Raw genomic sequence first — 16,380 nt, forward strand, 5'->3', positions numbered from 1 at the left:
AACTGCCTCTCACTTCCAGATGTTCCAGGGCGACAACATCCAGCAAGCCACAATTGCCAGCCAAATCAGACAAACGGGGATAAGAATTTTCCATCCAAGCCGCATGACCTGATCGTAACGATAGCGGGGGAACGTTGCACGAACCCAGAAGAAAAGTGTCAACACCGCGAAAATCTTCCCGAATAACCAGAGAATGCTGTCTGGCAGGAAACTCACCGGCGACAACCACCCCCCCAGGAAGATAAGACTGACCAAGGTGCAGCCCATCAGCATCGCGGAATACTCAGCCAACTGAAACACTGCAAAACTCATTCCCGAGTACTCAACGTGATAACCCACGATTTCGGATTCACCCTCAGCGAGATCGAACGGCGCCCGGTTGCATTCCGCGAATATCGAAATGATGTAGACGACGAACATCGGGAGCAGTGATAACCAGTTCCAAGACAGGAACGTCAGCCCCATATCGGCAAAGCGCCCCTGGCCCTGAACCTTGACGATATCCACCAGATTAAGGCTATTGGATACCATCAGAACGACGACCAACGACAATCCCATGGCGACTTCGTAAGAAATCATCTGTGCCGCGGAACGCATCGACCCGAGAAAGGCATATTTTGAGTTCGGCGACCAACCCGCCAGAATGATCCCATAGACCCCGATCGATGTAACCGCCAGGATGAAGAGCAGACTGGCATTGATATTGGCCAGAACGAGAAATTCGTTGAACGGGATGACCGCCCACGCGACAAGCGCAGGAGCAAACGCGAACAGTGGCGCCAGAAGGAAAACGGCCTTGTCGGCGTTAGCGGGGATGACGACCTCTTTCAGAAGGATCTTCAAGCCGTCAGCCAACGGCTGTATAAGCCCCCATGGACCAACCCGGTTTGGACCGACGCGAACCTGAATCGCGCCGATTATCTTGCGCTCCGCATAGGTTGCATACGCCACGCACAAAAGCAGCGGAGCCACGATCAGCATCACTTTGATGACGGTCCAGACCAGTGTAATCAGGTCAGGCCAGATATCCCCGAAAGTAGCCTGGCCCAGTTGCATCAGCCAATCAAAGTGCGGAATCAAGAATCCTGGCAACAGTTGATGCAGCGTCTCCAGCATCATGCGCGCTCCACGCTAATCGAACCAAACATTTCACCAAGGACCGCAGTCGATGCATGCGCCGCCGCGACCTGTACACATGATGGAGGAACTGCGTCATCGACGACAGCGGTCAGCACGACACTGCCGCCCCCTTGAACGACACGTACATTTTCATTTGCAGATAACCCGAGTTCCTTTAGCGTTACGGTATTGAAGCGTGCTTCTGGGCAGGAGGCATCGCTGGTTTTCTGCAACGACGCAGCATTCCGAACAAGCGCATCCGCAAAATAAATCGGAACGTCGGCAATCCGCTGAAGTGCCTTAGAGTCGGCGGACAATGCGGCAATCTCGTATTGCACGCCATTATCGAGCCCCTCGACGAACACTGCTCCTGCGGGAATCATCTCGTCCCGGACCTGCTCGCTCGACTCGTATTCAAAGCCCGGCAGAGAAAGCAAATTGCCCAGCACACGCAGGATCTTCCAGGCAGGACGACATTCACCAGCGGGCCGACATACGCCGCTAACGCTCTGCGCACGCCCTTCCGCATTCACATAGGTACCTGATGTCTCGGTAAATGGCGCCACAGGCAGGAGAACATCAGCATATTCATGGGCAAAATCACTCTTGAATGTTGAAAGAGCGATCACCAAATCCGCTTGCTTTAAGGCTCCAACAGCCAACTGGGGATCTACACAATCGAACTCTGGCTCGACCCCCATGAGCACATAAGCTTTGCGCGGTTGCGCGAACATCTCGTACGCATTTAGGCCATTTTCGTCGCCCGGCAACGCCTTGGCGACGTATCCACCAACGCTGTTAGACGCTTCGCCAAGAAAGCCGAGTGAGGCGCCGGTCAAGCGTGCCAACTCCTGCCCCAACGCGTGCAACTGGCTTGAGCAAGCAACCTGTTCCGCCACATTCCCGAAGAGTACGGCTTTCCGCCCATCAGCGATAAGGCTCTCCGCAATCGCGCGGCTACAGTCAGAAATCTCTATACTGCTCAAATCCACCGATGTAGAGGCACCGGAAAGCTGAACAACGGCCTTCAGCACCCCCGCTACGGCGACCGGTAGCTCGCTTGGGGAGACTGAAACATGCTGATGCAGGTTGATGAGAGGATCTGCCCCCACCACAGAAATCAAGCTAACTTTTTTGCCAACCTTTTTCGCCAATTGTCTTAGACGCTGAGCAAAAAGCGGGTGATCCTTGCGAAGGAAACTACCAACCACGAGAACGGAATCGCATTTCGGAATATCAGCGATCCGCATCCCTAGCCACGGTATGCCTTCCAACTTTCCATCCGAGGAAAAATCACGACGCCGAGGACGGAAATCGACATTACCGGATCCAATCCCTCGTACCAGCTTCTGCAAGAGGAACAACTCTTCCAATGTCGAGTGCGGCGACGCAAGCCCGGCGATTGCATCGGCGCCATGACTTTTCGCGATGTCCTTCAGTCCGTGCGCCACGTAATCAAGCGCGACGTTCCACTCAACCTCGCGCAAACTCCCATCGACGCGCACCATCGGCTTGAGGAGTCGACTAGGCGAGTTAAGAGCCTCGTAAGAAAAACGATCCTTGTCCGAGATCCAGCATTCATTGACGTCTTCATTCTCTCGAGGGAGAACACGCATCACCCGATTGTTCTTTACTTGAACAGTCAGGTTGCTTCCGACGCTATCGTGCGGGCTGACCGACTTGCGCCTTGACAGCTCCCAGCTCCGAGCCGAATAGCGGAACGGCTTCGAGGTCAGTGCACCAACGGGACACAGATCAATCATGTTTCCGGAGAGCTCGGAATCAATCGTGCGCCCCACGAAGGTCTGAATCTCCGAATGCATGTTGCGGTTGGCCATCCCGAGTTCCATTACTCCCGCGATTTCCTGACCAAAACGAACGCAACGGGTGCAATGAATGCAGCGAGACATCTCCTGCATTGAGATGAGTGGCCCGACATCCTTCTGGAACACAACTCGCTTGGCTTCCTTGAAACGGGAAGACAAGCCGCCGTAACCGACCGACAGATCCTGCAATTGGCATTCGCCACCTTGATCGCAGATTGGGCAATCCAGCGGGTGGTTGATCAAAAGGAATTCCATCACACCCTTTTGGGCCTTAACTGCCAGTTCCGAGTGTGTGAATACTTTCATCCCGTTAGTTACGGGCGTGGCACATGCCGGCAGAGGCTTGGGCGCCTTCTCCACTTGAACGAGGCACATACGGCAATTGGCCGCAATTGACAGCTTCTTGTGATAGCAGAAATGCGGAATATACGTGCCGATCGCCTGTGCCGCATCCATGATGGTGCTACCGGGCGGCACTTGAACCTGTTTGCCGTCGATTTCAATATCTAGCATATCGCTGCCTTAGAACGTTGCTTTGAAGAAGCCGCTGCCCGCGCGTTGAATTTCGGGCGGCACAAGGCACTTCTTGTGTTCAATGTGATAGGCGAACTCGTCCTGAAAATGTTTGACGAAGCTCTGAACGGGCATCGAAGCAGCATCGCCAAGAGCACAAATGGTGCGCCCCATGATGTTCGTTGTTACGCTCCTGAGGAGATCGAGATCCTCCGGACGGCCCTGCCCATGCTCAATTCGATGGACAATCTTGTACAACCAGTTCGTCCCTTCTCGACACGGCGTGCATTGACCGCAGGACTCCTCGTAATAAAAGTACGACAAGCGATCGAGCGCTTTCACCATGCAGGTTGTCTCGTCCATGACAATAACCGCCCCCGAACCCAGCATCGAACCAGCCTTGCTGATCGAGTCGTAATCCATCGTACAGTCCATAATGACTTGTGCAGGCAACACCGGGGCGGACGATCCGCCGGGAATACATGCTTTAAGCTTACGCCCGCCGCGCACACCGCCCGCCATTTCCAGAAGCGTTGAAAACGGGGTTCCCAGCGGGATTTCGTAGTTACCCGGACGATTGACGTGCCCGGATACGGAAAACAGTTTCGTGCCCCCGTTATTCGGCTTTCCCGCTTCGAGATAGGCCTCGGGGCCCATATTCAATACGAACGGAACAGCAGCAAAGGTCTCGGTGTTGTTGATCGTCGTCGGCTTCCCATACAAGCCGAAACTTGCCGGGAAAGGCGGTTTGAAGCGTGGCTGTCCTTTTTTGCCTTCGATCGACTCGAGAAGTGCGGATTCCTCGCCACAAATGTACGCACCATAACCGTGATGAGCAAACAGTTCGAAATCGAAACCGGAGCCCAGAATGTTCTTTCCCATCAATCCGGCAGTACGTGCCTCATCCAGAGCCTCTTCGAAACGCTTGTAAGCCTCCCAAATCTCGCCATGGATATAGTTGTAGCCGCGAGCGGCGCCAACAGCATAGCCGGCAATCACCATCCCTTCGATAACTGCATGCGGATTGAAGCGTAGAATATCCCGGTCCTTGAACGTACCAGGCTCTCCCTCGTCGGTATTGCATACGACATATTTATCGCCCTTGAAATCCTTGGGCATGAAGCTCCATTTCAGCCCGGTGGGAAAACCCGCACCACCCCGACCGCGGAGAACAGATTTCTTTACATTCTCAATGACCGATTCCGGAGAGATCTTCTCTTCCAGAATCCTTTTCAATGCCTTGTATCCGCCTCGCCTGACGTAGTCCGCCAAGCGCCAGGTATTATCGCCATCAAGGCCAACGGTAAGCAGCGGGTTGATAGAACCAAGAATGGCCATTATTCAAGCTCCGACAGCAGTTTGTCGATCTGTTCAGGCTGCATGCAGCTGCACATCCGACGATTGTCGACCAACATGACAGGCGCATCACCGCAAGCCCCCATACACTCGCCTTCCTTGAGCGTAAACTTGCCGTCCGGTGTGGTTTCGTTGAAATCAATACCCAGCTTGGTCTTGAGATACTCCGCAGCATCCACGCCACCAGACAACATGCACGGCAAATTCGTGCAAACAGTCAGTTTGTGTTTTCCTACAGGCTTCAGGTCATACATGTTGTAGAAGCTCGCCACTTCATAAGCGGCCATCGGAGCGATGCCAAGATAATTGGCCACGAATTCGATCGCCTCGCTCGGAAGCCAACCCAACTCCTCCTGAGCGATCGCCAAGGCTCCCATTACGGCAGACTGCCTCTGTTCGGGAGGGTACTTCGCGATCTCGCGGTCGATCTTTTGTACGGAATCTTTAGAGAGCATCAGCGGTCAATCTCGCCAAAAACGATATCGATTGTGCCGACCATCGTAACCACGTCGGCAATCATGTGGCCACGCACCAATTCATCCATGGCCGAAAGATGCACATACCCAGGAGAACGGATTTTCAGCCGATACGGCTTGTTGGCGCCGTCAGACACAGCATAAATCCCGAATTCTCCCTTCGGGTGCTCGATAGCCGAATACACCTGCCCCTCAGGAACATGAATGCCTTCGGTACAAAGCTTGAAATGATGAATCAACTCCTCCATGTTCGACTTCATATTCGCGCGGGAAGGAGGCGAAACCTTGTGGTTGCTCGAAATGACAGGCCCGGGGTTGACGCGCAACCAGTCAATACACTGCTGGAGGATCCGGTTCGACTGGCGCATCTCATTCACGCGAACAAGATAGCGGTCATAACAATCGCCAGTCACACCGACAGGGATATCGAAATCAAGGCGGTCATAGACAGCGTACGGCTGCTTCTTGCGCAGATCCCACGGTATGCCACAGCCACGAAGCATCGGCCCAGTCATGCCCAGTTGCAAAGCACGCTCAGGCGAAACAACACCGACATCCACCAAGCGCTGCTTCCAAATCCGGTTATCGGTCAGCAGCGTTTCGTAGTCATCAAGAATCTTCGGAAAACGCTTGACGAAGTCCTCAAGAAAATCAAGAAACGTGCCGCTACGCGCTTCGTTCAACTGCTTTAGCTTCGCACCATTCTTCCACTTGGACTCTTTGTACTGCGGCATAGAGTCCGGCAAATCACGATACACGCCCCCCGGACGATAGTAGGCGGCATGCCAGCGAGTCCCAGTAACGGCCTCGTAGCAATCGACCAGGTCTTCCCGCTCACGCATCGCGTAAAGCATCATGGTCATCGCACCGACGTCAAGACCCTGCGCCCCGATCCACAGCAAATGGTTCAGAATGCGGGTGATTTCGTCAAACATCACGCGGATGTATTGGGCCCGGACTGGAACCTCAACCCCGACCAAGCGCTCGACCGCCAAGCAATAGGCATGCTCACTGCACATCATCGACATGTAGTCGAGCCGATCCATGTAAGGAACCGACTGGATCCATGTCTTGTTCTCGGCAAGCTTCTCGGTCGCCCGGTGGAGAAATCCGATGTGCGGATCAGCGCGTTGCACGACCTCGCCATCAAGCTCCAACACCATCCGCAGCACGCCGTGCGCGGCCGGGTGCTGCGGGCCGAAGTTGAGTGTGTAATTCTGAATATCAGCCATTTTCGACATCCCCGTAGTTCTCTTCCCGCACAATTCGGGGTGTAATTTCACGCGGCTCGATCGTCACCGGTTGATAAACGACACGACGCTGTTCGGAGTCATAGCGCATTTCCACATAGCCGCAGATCGGAAAATCTTTGCGGAATGGATGCCCGACGAACCCATAATCGGTGAGAAGGCGTCGCAAGTCGGAATGCCCCGGAAAAACAATACCGAAGAGATCGAACGCCTCCCGCTCGAACCAGTTGGCCGAATTCCAGATCGAAACGACGGAAGGCACAGAGGGAAAATCGTCGCTGGACGCAAAACACCGAACACGCACGCGCCAATTGTGCGTAATTGACGTCAGATGCGCGACCACGGCAAAGCGACCACCTTGCCATGCACCATCACCATAGGTCGAATAATCAATCCCGCATAAATCAATCAGCTGTTCGAAACGAAGCTCCGGCTCATCACGCAGCTGCAACATCGTCTCAAGATAAACGCTGACATCAACATCAATCGAAACCTCCCCCAAAGCGCAAACCATTCTTGCGGCACGCTCTCCGAGATGCTTCTGCAGATTTTGGCTAAGCAAATCAAGCTTGGCGGACATGACTCTCTCTCGGACAAATTAACGGGCGATGGTACTGGTGCGATGGATCTTGTTCTGCAGCTGAAGCAACCCGTAGATCAGCGCCTCTGGCGTCGGCGGACATCCCGGGACATAAATATCAACTGGAACAATGCGATCGCACCCACGAACCACAGAGTAGGCGTAGTGGTAATACCCACCGCCATTGGCGCAGGAGCCCATTGAGACAACCCAACGAGGCTCAGCCATCTGGTCGTACACTTTTCTTAATGCCGGCGCCATCTTGTTGGTCAGCGTTCCGGCGACAACCATCACATCAGACTGCCTGGGGCTGGGACGAAAAACAATGCCAAACCGGTCGAGGTCATAACGAGAACAGCCGGTATGAATCATCTCGATAGCACAACAAGCCAAGCCGAAGGTCATGGGCCACATTGACCCCGTGCGCATGTAATTGATCAGCTTGTCCGCTGTGGTGGTGATAAAGCCTTCTTGGAGGACGCCCTCAATACCCATTGCTAATCACTCCCAATCCAGGGCGCCTTTGGCCCAGGCGAAGACATAACCAACCACGAGAATGGCCAGAAACACAACCATCTCGATAAAGCCAAACCACTTGACCGACTCGGTCTGCACGATTTCCTTGAAAATCGTTGCCCAAGGCACAAGAAAAGCAACCTCGAGATCAAAAAGAATGAACAGGATCGAAATCAGGTAGTAACGCACATCAAACTTCATGCGCGCATTTTCAAAGGCATCGAAGCCGCATTCGTAAGGCGAAAGCTTTTCGCTATCCGGGCGATGGGGAGCAACAACCAAACCCGTAATTACCGGCGCTATCCCGAAAACAGCACCGATCAGAACGAAGACAAACACCGGGAAATAAGTTTCCAGCATGATCCGCCACACGAACAATAACAGTTTGTCGATACCACCCCGCGGGGAGGCTTAACCTGGTGCCGACGATGAGACTCGAACTCATACGACCGAAGTCACTACCCCCTCAAGATAGCGTGTCTACCAATTTCACCACGTCGGCACTATCACCAAGCGGCAGCGAGAAAACGAGGGAAACATCAGCTCTCGCCACCACCCGAACCCCGAACTACTTCGGAATATCTTTTGTCTTCGACTCGGAATCTGCAGAACTTCCGGACCTCTCTCCAACCTCAGAAGAGGCCGCCGAAGCAGGCGCCGATTGTACCGCATCCTGCATTACCCCACCAGACGTTTTCGCCCTGTTCGAAGCGAAATACGCCAGCGAAAGACTGGTCAAAAAGAACACAACAGCCAGCACTGCCGTGGTTCTGCTGAGAAAATTGGCCGACCCTGTCGCCCCGAACAGACTACCAGAGGCACCACTACCAAATGCAGCCCCCATGTCCGCCCCCTTGCCGTGCTGAACAAGCACCAGACCGACGATTCCAAGCGCGGAAATCACATGAACAAACAAGATGACGGAGAACAGATAGCTCATATTGATTACTTCGCAGCAGCGGCGCAAATAGCCAGAAAGTCAGACGCCACGAGAGAAGCGCCACCAATCAGTCCGCCATCGATATCCGGCATGGAGAAGAGTTCTGCCGCATTACCCGGCTTGACGCTCCCGCCATAAAGAATCTGCAAACCTTCAGCCACACCGCCATCAAGCTTGGCGATCTGCGCGCGAATCGCCGCATGAACCTCTTGGGCCTGTGCGGAGGTAGCCGTACGCCCGGTTCCAATCGCCCAAACCGGCTCATAGGCCACTACAGCACCGGAGAATGCCGCAACGCCAACACGCCCCAAAACCGCATCGATTTGCGAAGAGACGACTTCAAGCGTCTTTCCGCCATCGCGCTGCTCGAGCGTCTCACCAACACAAAGAACCGGGCGCAATCCCGAAGCCAGAGCAGCCGCAAACTTCTCGGCGACCAGCTTGTCGGACTCACCATAAATGGCACGACGCTCCGAATGCCCGACCAGAACGTAACGGCAACCAAAATCCTGCAACATGGCCGCACTGACTTCGCCCGTAAACGCACCCTGCGCCTGTTCGCTAAGGTTCTGCGCACCCCAGACAACGGGGGTTCCGCTCAGCACAGACTGCGCCTGAGCGAGATACGGAAACGGCACACAAACGGCTACCGCAACATCACTCAAGCCAGCGACACCAGTGACAACATCCTGCAACAACTGCTGGTTGGTCTTAAGCCCACCGTGCATTTTCCAGTTTCCAGCTACAAGCTTCTGACGCATAGAACACCCCGTCGAAAAAGGCCAAATTATATAGATTCACGTCGCATGCGGTCAATAAAACACACCGACCAGGACAGCCCGGAAACCACGCTCAACCACCGATGAGCGTCCCGATTCAGAGGTAAGATGCCACCTTCCCACCAACGATCGCATCGCTGATGCTAGCCGCTTACCGCCTCCCGGACCGCGTTAGCCAGTCTCTCTGCAGTCGTCAGGACGCTGTCAGCGTCACGACCCTCGACCATCACACGCAGAAGCGGTTCTGTCCCCGATGCGCGTAACAGCACCCGCCCAGTCCCAGCCAGTTCAGCCTCAGCGAGATTCCTGGCAGCAACGATTCCCGGGTGGTCCTTCCATGGAAAACCTTTACTCAGGGGAACGTTGATCAGGTGCTGCGGATACAGTTCGAGCCTCCCCAGCAGCGACTTCAGATCACTGCCCTCCTCGCACAGTGCAGTCAGAACCTGCAGGGCCGAGACGATTCCATCACCCGTTGAGTGCTTGTCGAGGCAAAGGATATGCCCCGAATTTTCTCCACCATACAACCAGCCCTTTTCCTGCAGCATCTCCAGCACATAGCGGTCGCCGACCGCAGCGCGGGCGAAAGGCACCCCCAGTTCCGCCAGCGCATGCTCGAAGGCGAGATTGGTCATCAGCGTACCAACGACCCCCGCTACCGGGCCGTTGCGCAAACGGCTGCGTACCACAGCCAGCAACAACTGATCGCCGTCGTAGACCTCGCCACCTGCGTCGACCATCATCACGCGATCGCCATCACCATCGAGCGCAATGCCGATATCGGCCCGGTTCTCCAGCACCGCCCGGCTCAACGCCGCGGTTGAGGTCGCCCCGACGTCCTTGTTGATGTTCAACCCGTTCGGCTCCGCTCCGATCGCCACCACCTCGGCGCCCAATTCGTGGAAAACGTGCGGCGCAATGTGATAGGCAGCGCCGTTCGCACAGTCGACGACGATCTTCAATCCGCGCAGATCAAATGAATTCGGGAACGTACTCTTGCAGAACTCGATATAACGCCCTGCCGCATCGCCGATGCGCCGCGCACGGCCCAACTCGGAAGAGGCAACGCAATCAAGAGGCGTTTCGATACCCGCCTCGATTTCCGCCTCGATTGCATCGTCCAGCTTGGTTCCCTGGGAGGAGAAAAACTTGATGCCGTTGTCGTAATAGGGATTGTGCGACGCTGAAATTACAACGCCGGCCTGCAGACGCAGCGCCCGGGTCAAATAGGCGACCGCAGGTGTCGGCATCGGACCAACGAGACATACGTCAACTCCGGCAGCCGCAAAACCCGCCTCCAGAGCCGCCTCCAGCAGATATCCGGAAATTCTCGTGTCTTTTCCAATCAACACTTCCGGACGAATTCCTGGCTTCAGGTGCCCCTGCTTAGCGCCGTACGCAACCAGTACCTTCCCTGCGGAATATCCGAGTCGCATGACGAACTCCGGAGTAATCGGCGCCTGACCTACGCGGCCACGCACGCCATCGGTGCCAAAGTATTTCCTCGCCATACACATTCCCCGACCCGAGTCAAAAGGGAGCTATTGTACTGAAATCACACGGATGAGAATCGCATTCATCGATGATCCGGCCGGGAATTCTGAAATCTCGGATCAACCGAATCGGCCGGTGATGTACTCTTCGGTTTGCTTTTGCTGGGGTTTGATGAAGATCTGGTCAGTTACACCGAATTCAATCAGATCGCCCAAGTACATGAAGGCCGTATAGTCGGAAATACGCGCAGCCTGTTGCATGTTGTGCGTCACGATCGCGATCGTGTATTCGGATTTGAGTTCATCGATCAGTTCCTCGACCTTGGCAGTCGAAATCGGATCGAGAGCGGAGGTCGGCTCGTCAAGCAAAACAATCTCGGGCTTGACCGCTACAGCGCGGGCGATGCACAGGCGTTGCTGCTGCCCACCCGAAAGAGACAATCCGCTTTGTTGCAACTTGCCTTTGACCTCATCCCACAATGCCGCCTTGCGCAGAGCCCACTCTACCCGTTCATCCATCTCCGCTGTCGGGATCTTTTCGTAGAGACGCACACCAAATGCGATGTTTTCGTAGATGGTCATCGGAAACGGTGTCGGTTTCTGGAACACCATGCCAATCTTTGCCCGAACGAGATTGACGTCCTGCTTCTTGTCCAGGATATTCTGGCCGTTGAACAGAATTTCGCCCTCCGCGCGCTGGCCTGGATAGAGATCGAACATCCGGTTGAAGGTGCGCAACAAGGTAGACTTCCCGCAACCGGACGGTCCTATGAACGCGGTGACACGATGCCGCGCTATGTCGAGGTTGATCTTCTTGAGCCCCCTGAAGTTGCCGTAATAGAAATCAAGATTGCGGACTTGCAGGGCGACATCTTTGTCGAGAGCTACATCTACTGATGACATGTGAAAGACTCCGGTAATTCAGTTCTTGTCCTTGGCACGGAACATCAAGCGCGCGCCGACGTTCATCGCGAGCACCAACAAGGCAATGAGCAAGGCTCCACCCCAGGCAAGTGAATTCCAGTTTTCGTAGGGGCTCATCGCGAACTGGAAAATCACAACGGGAAGATTGCCCATCGGCTCCGACATGTCGGTACTGAAGAACTGGTTGTTGAGCGCTGTAAACAGGAGCGGCGCCGTCTCGCCGGTTACGCGGGCGATGGCCAGCAACACCCCGGTAACAACCCCGGCTTTCACGGATCTCAGCGTGACGTTGAGCGAAACCCGCCAACGCGGTGCGCCGAGCGCAAACGCCGCTTCGCGCAGCGTAGAGGGCACAAGCTTGAGCATGTTCTCGGTCGTTCTGACAACGACCGGAATGGCGATCAAGGACAAGGCCACCGACCCGGCCCAGCCGGAAAAACCACCCAGCGTCTCGACCATCAGCGCGTAGATGAAAAGCCCGATGGCGATTGACGGAGCGGAAAGCATGATGTCCACCACGAAACGCGTCGCGGCGGCAAACTTTGAAGTAGCACCGAACTCCGCCAGATAGATTCCGGCGAGGATGCCGATCGGAGTCGACACGCATGTCGTGACCCCGATGATCATGAGGCTGCCGACGATGGCATTGCGCATCCCCCCGCCCTCATTGCCCGGAGCTGGCGTATCCAGCGTGAAGAAATCCCAACTCAGCACCGCGAAGCCCTTGGAAAACAGCGTAAACAGAATCCAGAGCAGCGCGAGAAGGCCAAACGCCATGGCCAGCATCGAAAGACCGATGCCCAAGCGGTTGATGAAAATACGACGGTTATAAAGATTCATGACTCGAACTCGTCCGACCTAGTGTCCCTGCTTGACCGTGCCACGGCGGATAAGCCAGCGCGACAGGCTCAGAACAATGAAGGTGATTACAAAGAGCACCAATCCCAACGCGAACAGCGATGAGACATGAAGGCCTGGCGACGCCTCCCCGAACTCGTTGGCCAGCACCGAGGCAATCGAATTCCCCGGCGCAAAAAGACTGCCTGTAATCCGGTTGGCATTACCGATCACGAAGGTTACCGCCATGGTTTCGCCAAGCGCTCGCCCCAGACCCAACATGACACCACCCACGACACCGACACGGGTGTAAGGCAACACGACGTTCCAAACCACCTCCCAGGTGGTACAACCGACACCATAGGCAGATTCCTTGAGCACTGACGGAACGGTCTCGAACACATCACGCATGACCGAGGCGATGAATGGGATGACCATCAGCGACAGCACGATGCCGGCCGCCAGAATACCGATACCGATTGGGGCCCCTGAAAACCAGCTTCCAATAATTGGAATACCTCCGAACATGCCCTGTAGATAGGGCTGCACATACTCGGAGAAAAGCGGCGCAAAGATGAACAACCCCCAGATGCCGTAAATAATCGACGGTACACCGGCAAGCAGTTCAATAGCGGTTCCAAGCGGCCTTCTAAGCCACGCGGGACAGGTTTCGGTCAGGAACAGCGCAATACCGAAGCTGACGGGGACGGCAATAGCGAGCGCGATCAGCGATGTGACTACCGTTCCATAGATCGCAATCACCGCGCCGAACTTCTCATCCGGCACATTCCATACGTTGGTCCAGACAAACGACAGCCCGAATTCGCGGAGAGCCGGAAGAGCCTCGATCGCCAGGGAAAGCAGGATACCGAACAATCCGGCCAGTACCAGAAAAGCAAACAGCAGGGTGACCTTGTGGAATACTCCATCCTGCCGCCGGAACACCTTGACCTGAGCGGAATGCACATCCACTTGTTCCATATTCTCCCCTGCCGTACAGCCGCCCCGATCGACCATCCTCGCCATATCCATATGATAATCGCCTCCAGCAAAGCCAGCCTTGAACGAAAAGCTCCGCTGAAGTTGCCGTTAAGGAAACCCAGGGACCACACCGGCCCCTGGCAAAAAGTGAGACGACGGCAGCATTCTGCCGCACTGTAAATTACTACTTGATCTTCTTCATTTCGGTTTCGACCATCTTCACCACGTTGGCGGGAAGAGCGACGAATCCGAGTTCCTCGGCCATTTTCTGACCGTTATTGAGCGACCAGGTGAAGAAATCGACCACACCTTGCTGCCTGGCAGAATCAGCGCCTTTTTCGTAAACCAGAACATAGGTCGCCGAGGTAATCGGCCACGCATTCTCGTGCGTCTGGTCAAGCAGATCCGGAGCCATGCCTTCGACCTTGAAATCCGCGCCGGCCGCCGCATCGGCAATGGTCTTCTGATTGGGCAGCACGAACTTTCCAGCCTTGTTCTTGAGGGCCACGAAAGTCATGTTGTTCTTCATGGCATCGGCAATATCAACATAACCGATGGCGCCAACGATCTTCGTAACATTGGCCGCAACCCCCGGATTACCCTTGCCGCCGACTGCGTTGGCCGGCCAGTTCACCGTCGTACCCGCACCAACGCTGGTCTTGAAAGCGTCAGACTGCTTGGCCAGATAATTCGTAACGGCAAATGTCGTTCCCGAGCCATCTGAGCGGTGCGCAACGGTAATCGCCGTATCGGGCAGCTTGGCACCCGGATTCAGACCGGAAATCGCCGGATCATTCCACTTCGTGATTGCACCACGGAAGACATTGGCAGCGGTCGCACCATCGAGTTTGATATCTCCCGACTTGAAGCCTGGCAGATTGACGACGATCGTCGCCCCACCCATCACGGTCGGCAGTTGTACAAGGCCCGCTTCCTTCAGATCACCAGCCTTGAGCGGCGCATCCGTACCTCCGAAGTCAACGGTCTTGGCCTTGATCTGCTTGATGCCGCCGGAAGACCCAATACCTTGATAGTTCACCTGATTACCGGTCTTGGCATTGTAGGCTTCGGCCCATTTCGTATAGACGGCGAACGGGAATGTTGCCCCCGCACCGGTAATGTTTCCGGCCACAGCGACAGGCGCTGCCACAGCCAGAACTGCCGCAGCCAGCGGAATGGCGGTCCATTTCTTCATCAGCTTCTTCATCGTGCGTCTCCTTAGGTGTGTTCAAGAACAAAGCACATGAAGTGTAGCGAGCGAATATTTCAATTTCGTGACATAACGATGAAAGGACTGAGCCATGTCTGCAACCAGCCGCATCCTATCGTCGAAAAAAGGCTCCGGTCTTCAGGCACCGGAATCATCAAGAAAGCGATGCATCACGTATGCATCAACCAGGCCCAGCATTTGATGCCTGAAAACCTTCGGCAAGGTTCCGACAATCTTGAAGCCAAGTTTCTTCCAGAGCGCGACAGCACCGGCATTGGTGCTGACAACGAAATTGAACTGCATTGCCTCGTACCCTGCCTTTCGCGCCTCCTCAAGACAGTGGCGCCCCATCGTTTCGCCTATCCCTTTCCCGTGCGCCGCAGGGCTAACCATGAACGAAGCATTGGCGACGTGAGAACCCAGATCGCGCTGGTTGGCGATCAGCTTGTACATCCCCAGGATCGTCCCATCCTCTTCGGCGACGTAGGATCTGACGCCGGGGCCAAACCAGTAGTCACGTGCATCCTCACGAGTCGCCTGAGGAGAAAAGACGTAGGTATCACCTTTTGCCACTACGGCCTGGAAAATTGACCAGATACCCTCAAAATCATTTTCTGTTGCGCTGCGTATCAGCATGTTTCTCTCGTTCGGTTAATGCTAAACATTGGCGTCTGGCGAGAGTAGCAGAGTGGCCGCACCGATGTCATGGCGATGGGCAGCGGAATTGATCCGGTCAGCTTCGAGCCAACTCGACGGCTTGCCAGACAGCAATCGCATCACGTGTTTCCGCGACATCATGCACGCGCAAAATCCGCGCCCCACGCGCCGCTGCGATCAATGCTGCCGCCACACTGGCGCCCAGTCGGTCCGACACCGCTTTCCCGGTAATAGCCCCCAACATCGACTTACGTGACATCCCCGCAAGAATCGGCAGTCCGTAACAGCCAGTCTCCCCAAGCTGGGCAAGCATCGCGAGGTTGTTTTCAAGCGTCTTGCCGAAACCGAATCCTGGATCGAGCACCAGGCGGTCACGGGAAATCCCTGCAGCCATCGCCTCACCAACACGTCCCGACAAGAACTCGCTCACCTCGCTGACGACATCCCCTTGATAGGCAGGATCCTGTTGCATGGTGAGCGGATCGCCCTGCATATGCATCAGACAAATCGCGCAGTCGCTCCCGACAACGGCATCAATTGCGCCGGGGCGGCGTAGCGCGTAGATGTCGTTGATCATCGAGGCGCCATGTTCAAGCGCAGCCTGCATCACCTCCGGCTTGTACGTATCAATGGAGATCGGCACCGGGCAGTCCGCCAGGCCCTCCAACACCGGGATGAGGCGCGCCAGTTCCTCGTCGAGCGACGTCGGAATCGCCCCTGGACGAGAGGATTCAGCGCCGAGATCGATCATGTCGGCCCCGGCTTCGATCTGACGCCAGGCATGGGCGATCGCACACGCCGTGTCGCTCGCCACCCCATCCCCGGAAAAGGAGTCCGGCGTGAGATTGACGATCCCCATGACAAGAGGCCGCTCTAGAGAGAGCTGAAATTTTCCGCAACGAAGCATCGATATTCCTGGACGA

The 16,380-nt window shown here is 55.4% G+C and carries 17 protein-coding genes and 1 tRNA gene; all 18 read right to left on the minus strand.

What is annotated here, in order from left to right:
• Window positions 1–9: 9 nt before the first annotated feature.
• The 18 genes from nuoH to folP all read right to left on the minus strand — a co-directional run bounded on the left by nuoH (window position 10) and on the right by folP (window position 16,370).
• Complete coding sequence (nuoH, locus tag BO74_RS05385; RefSeq protein WP_496440724.1) at window positions 10–1,056, minus strand: NADH-quinone oxidoreductase subunit NuoH; 1,047 nt, start codon at window positions 1,054–1,056, stop codon at window positions 10–12.
• 59 nt (window positions 1,057–1,115) lie between these two features.
• The gene (gene nuoG / locus BO74_RS05390) at window positions 1,116–3,458 is read right to left on the minus strand and encodes an NADH-quinone oxidoreductase subunit NuoG (RefSeq protein ID WP_496440624.1); all 2,343 of its coding nucleotides are present in this window, start codon (window positions 3,456–3,458) and stop codon (window positions 1,116–1,118) included.
• 9 nt (window positions 3,459–3,467) lie between these two features.
• Window positions 3,468–4,796, minus strand: coding sequence for an NADH-quinone oxidoreductase subunit NuoF (gene nuoF, locus BO74_RS05395; RefSeq protein WP_496440625.1), 1,329 nt, complete (start codon window positions 4,794–4,796; stop codon window positions 3,468–3,470).
• On the minus strand, window positions 4,796–5,269 hold the full coding sequence (gene nuoE, locus BO74_RS05400; RefSeq protein ID WP_496440626.1) for an NADH-quinone oxidoreductase subunit NuoE: 474 nt from the start codon (window positions 5,267–5,269) through the stop codon (window positions 4,796–4,798). The genes nuoF and nuoE overlap by 1 nt, the downstream gene beginning before the upstream one ends.
• Entirely contained in the window at window positions 5,269–6,522 is a 1,254-nt protein-coding gene (locus BO74_RS05405) for an NADH-quinone oxidoreductase subunit D (RefSeq protein WP_496440628.1), read from the minus strand. Before BO74_RS05405 ends, nuoE begins: the two co-directional genes overlap by 1 nt.
• The gene (locus BO74_RS05410; RefSeq protein ID WP_496440629.1) at window positions 6,515–7,120 is read right to left on the minus strand and encodes an NADH-quinone oxidoreductase subunit C; all 606 of its coding nucleotides are present in this window, start codon (window positions 7,118–7,120) and stop codon (window positions 6,515–6,517) included. Before BO74_RS05410 ends, BO74_RS05405 begins: the two co-directional genes overlap by 8 nt.
• 18 nt (window positions 7,121–7,138) lie before the next feature.
• Window positions 7,139–7,615: a NuoB/complex I 20 kDa subunit family protein gene (locus BO74_RS05415; RefSeq protein ID WP_496440631.1), complete on the minus strand. Its 477-nt coding sequence runs from the start codon at window positions 7,613–7,615 to the stop codon at window positions 7,139–7,141.
• 6 nt (window positions 7,616–7,621) lie between these two features.
• The gene (gene ndhC, locus BO74_RS05420; RefSeq protein WP_496440632.1) at window positions 7,622–7,996 is read right to left on the minus strand and encodes an NADH-quinone oxidoreductase subunit A; all 375 of its coding nucleotides are present in this window, start codon (window positions 7,994–7,996) and stop codon (window positions 7,622–7,624) included.
• A 57-nt stretch (window positions 7,997–8,053) separates the two neighbouring features.
• Window positions 8,054–8,138: transfer RNA gene (locus BO74_RS05425), tRNA-Leu, on the minus strand.
• A 66-nt stretch (window positions 8,139–8,204) separates the two neighbouring features.
• A complete protein-coding gene (secG, locus tag BO74_RS05430; protein WP_496440633.1) occupies window positions 8,205–8,576 on the minus strand; it encodes a preprotein translocase subunit SecG in 372 nt (123 codons plus the stop codon).
• A 5-nt stretch (window positions 8,577–8,581) separates the two neighbouring features.
• Window positions 8,582–9,337 carry a triose-phosphate isomerase gene (gene tpiA / locus BO74_RS05435; protein ID WP_496440634.1) on the minus strand — a complete coding sequence of 252 codons (756 nt, stop codon included), beginning with the start codon at window positions 9,335–9,337 and terminating at the stop codon, window positions 8,582–8,584.
• Between the two features lie 161 nt (window positions 9,338–9,498).
• A complete protein-coding gene (gene glmM, locus BO74_RS05440; RefSeq protein ID WP_496440635.1) occupies window positions 9,499–10,866 on the minus strand; it encodes a phosphoglucosamine mutase in 1,368 nt (455 codons plus the stop codon).
• 102 nt (window positions 10,867–10,968) lie between these two features.
• The gene (pstB, locus tag BO74_RS05445; protein ID WP_496440636.1) at window positions 10,969–11,751 is read right to left on the minus strand and encodes a phosphate ABC transporter ATP-binding protein PstB; all 783 of its coding nucleotides are present in this window, start codon (window positions 11,749–11,751) and stop codon (window positions 10,969–10,971) included.
• Window positions 11,752–11,769: 18 nt separating this feature from the next.
• Window positions 11,770–12,612, minus strand: coding sequence for a phosphate ABC transporter permease PstA (pstA, locus tag BO74_RS05450; RefSeq protein WP_496440638.1), 843 nt, complete (start codon window positions 12,610–12,612; stop codon window positions 11,770–11,772).
• An 18-nt stretch (window positions 12,613–12,630) separates the two neighbouring features.
• Window positions 12,631–13,590 carry a phosphate ABC transporter permease subunit PstC gene (gene pstC, locus BO74_RS05455; protein ID WP_496440640.1) on the minus strand — a complete coding sequence of 320 codons (960 nt, stop codon included), beginning with the start codon at window positions 13,588–13,590 and terminating at the stop codon, window positions 12,631–12,633.
• A gap of 184 nt (window positions 13,591–13,774) precedes the next feature.
• Complete coding sequence (gene pstS, locus BO74_RS05460; RefSeq protein ID WP_496440642.1) at window positions 13,775–14,797, minus strand: phosphate ABC transporter substrate-binding protein PstS; 1,023 nt, start codon at window positions 14,795–14,797, stop codon at window positions 13,775–13,777.
• A 141-nt stretch (window positions 14,798–14,938) separates the two neighbouring features.
• On the minus strand, window positions 14,939–15,436 hold the full coding sequence (locus BO74_RS05465) for a GNAT family N-acetyltransferase (protein ID WP_496440643.1): 498 nt from the start codon (window positions 15,434–15,436) through the stop codon (window positions 14,939–14,941).
• Between the two features lie 97 nt (window positions 15,437–15,533).
• Complete coding sequence (gene folP / locus BO74_RS05470; protein WP_496440725.1) at window positions 15,534–16,370, minus strand: dihydropteroate synthase; 837 nt, start codon at window positions 16,368–16,370, stop codon at window positions 15,534–15,536.
• Window positions 16,371–16,380 lie beyond the last annotated feature (10 nt).

The organism is Propionivibrio pelophilus DSM 12018, from assembly GCF_059569095.1.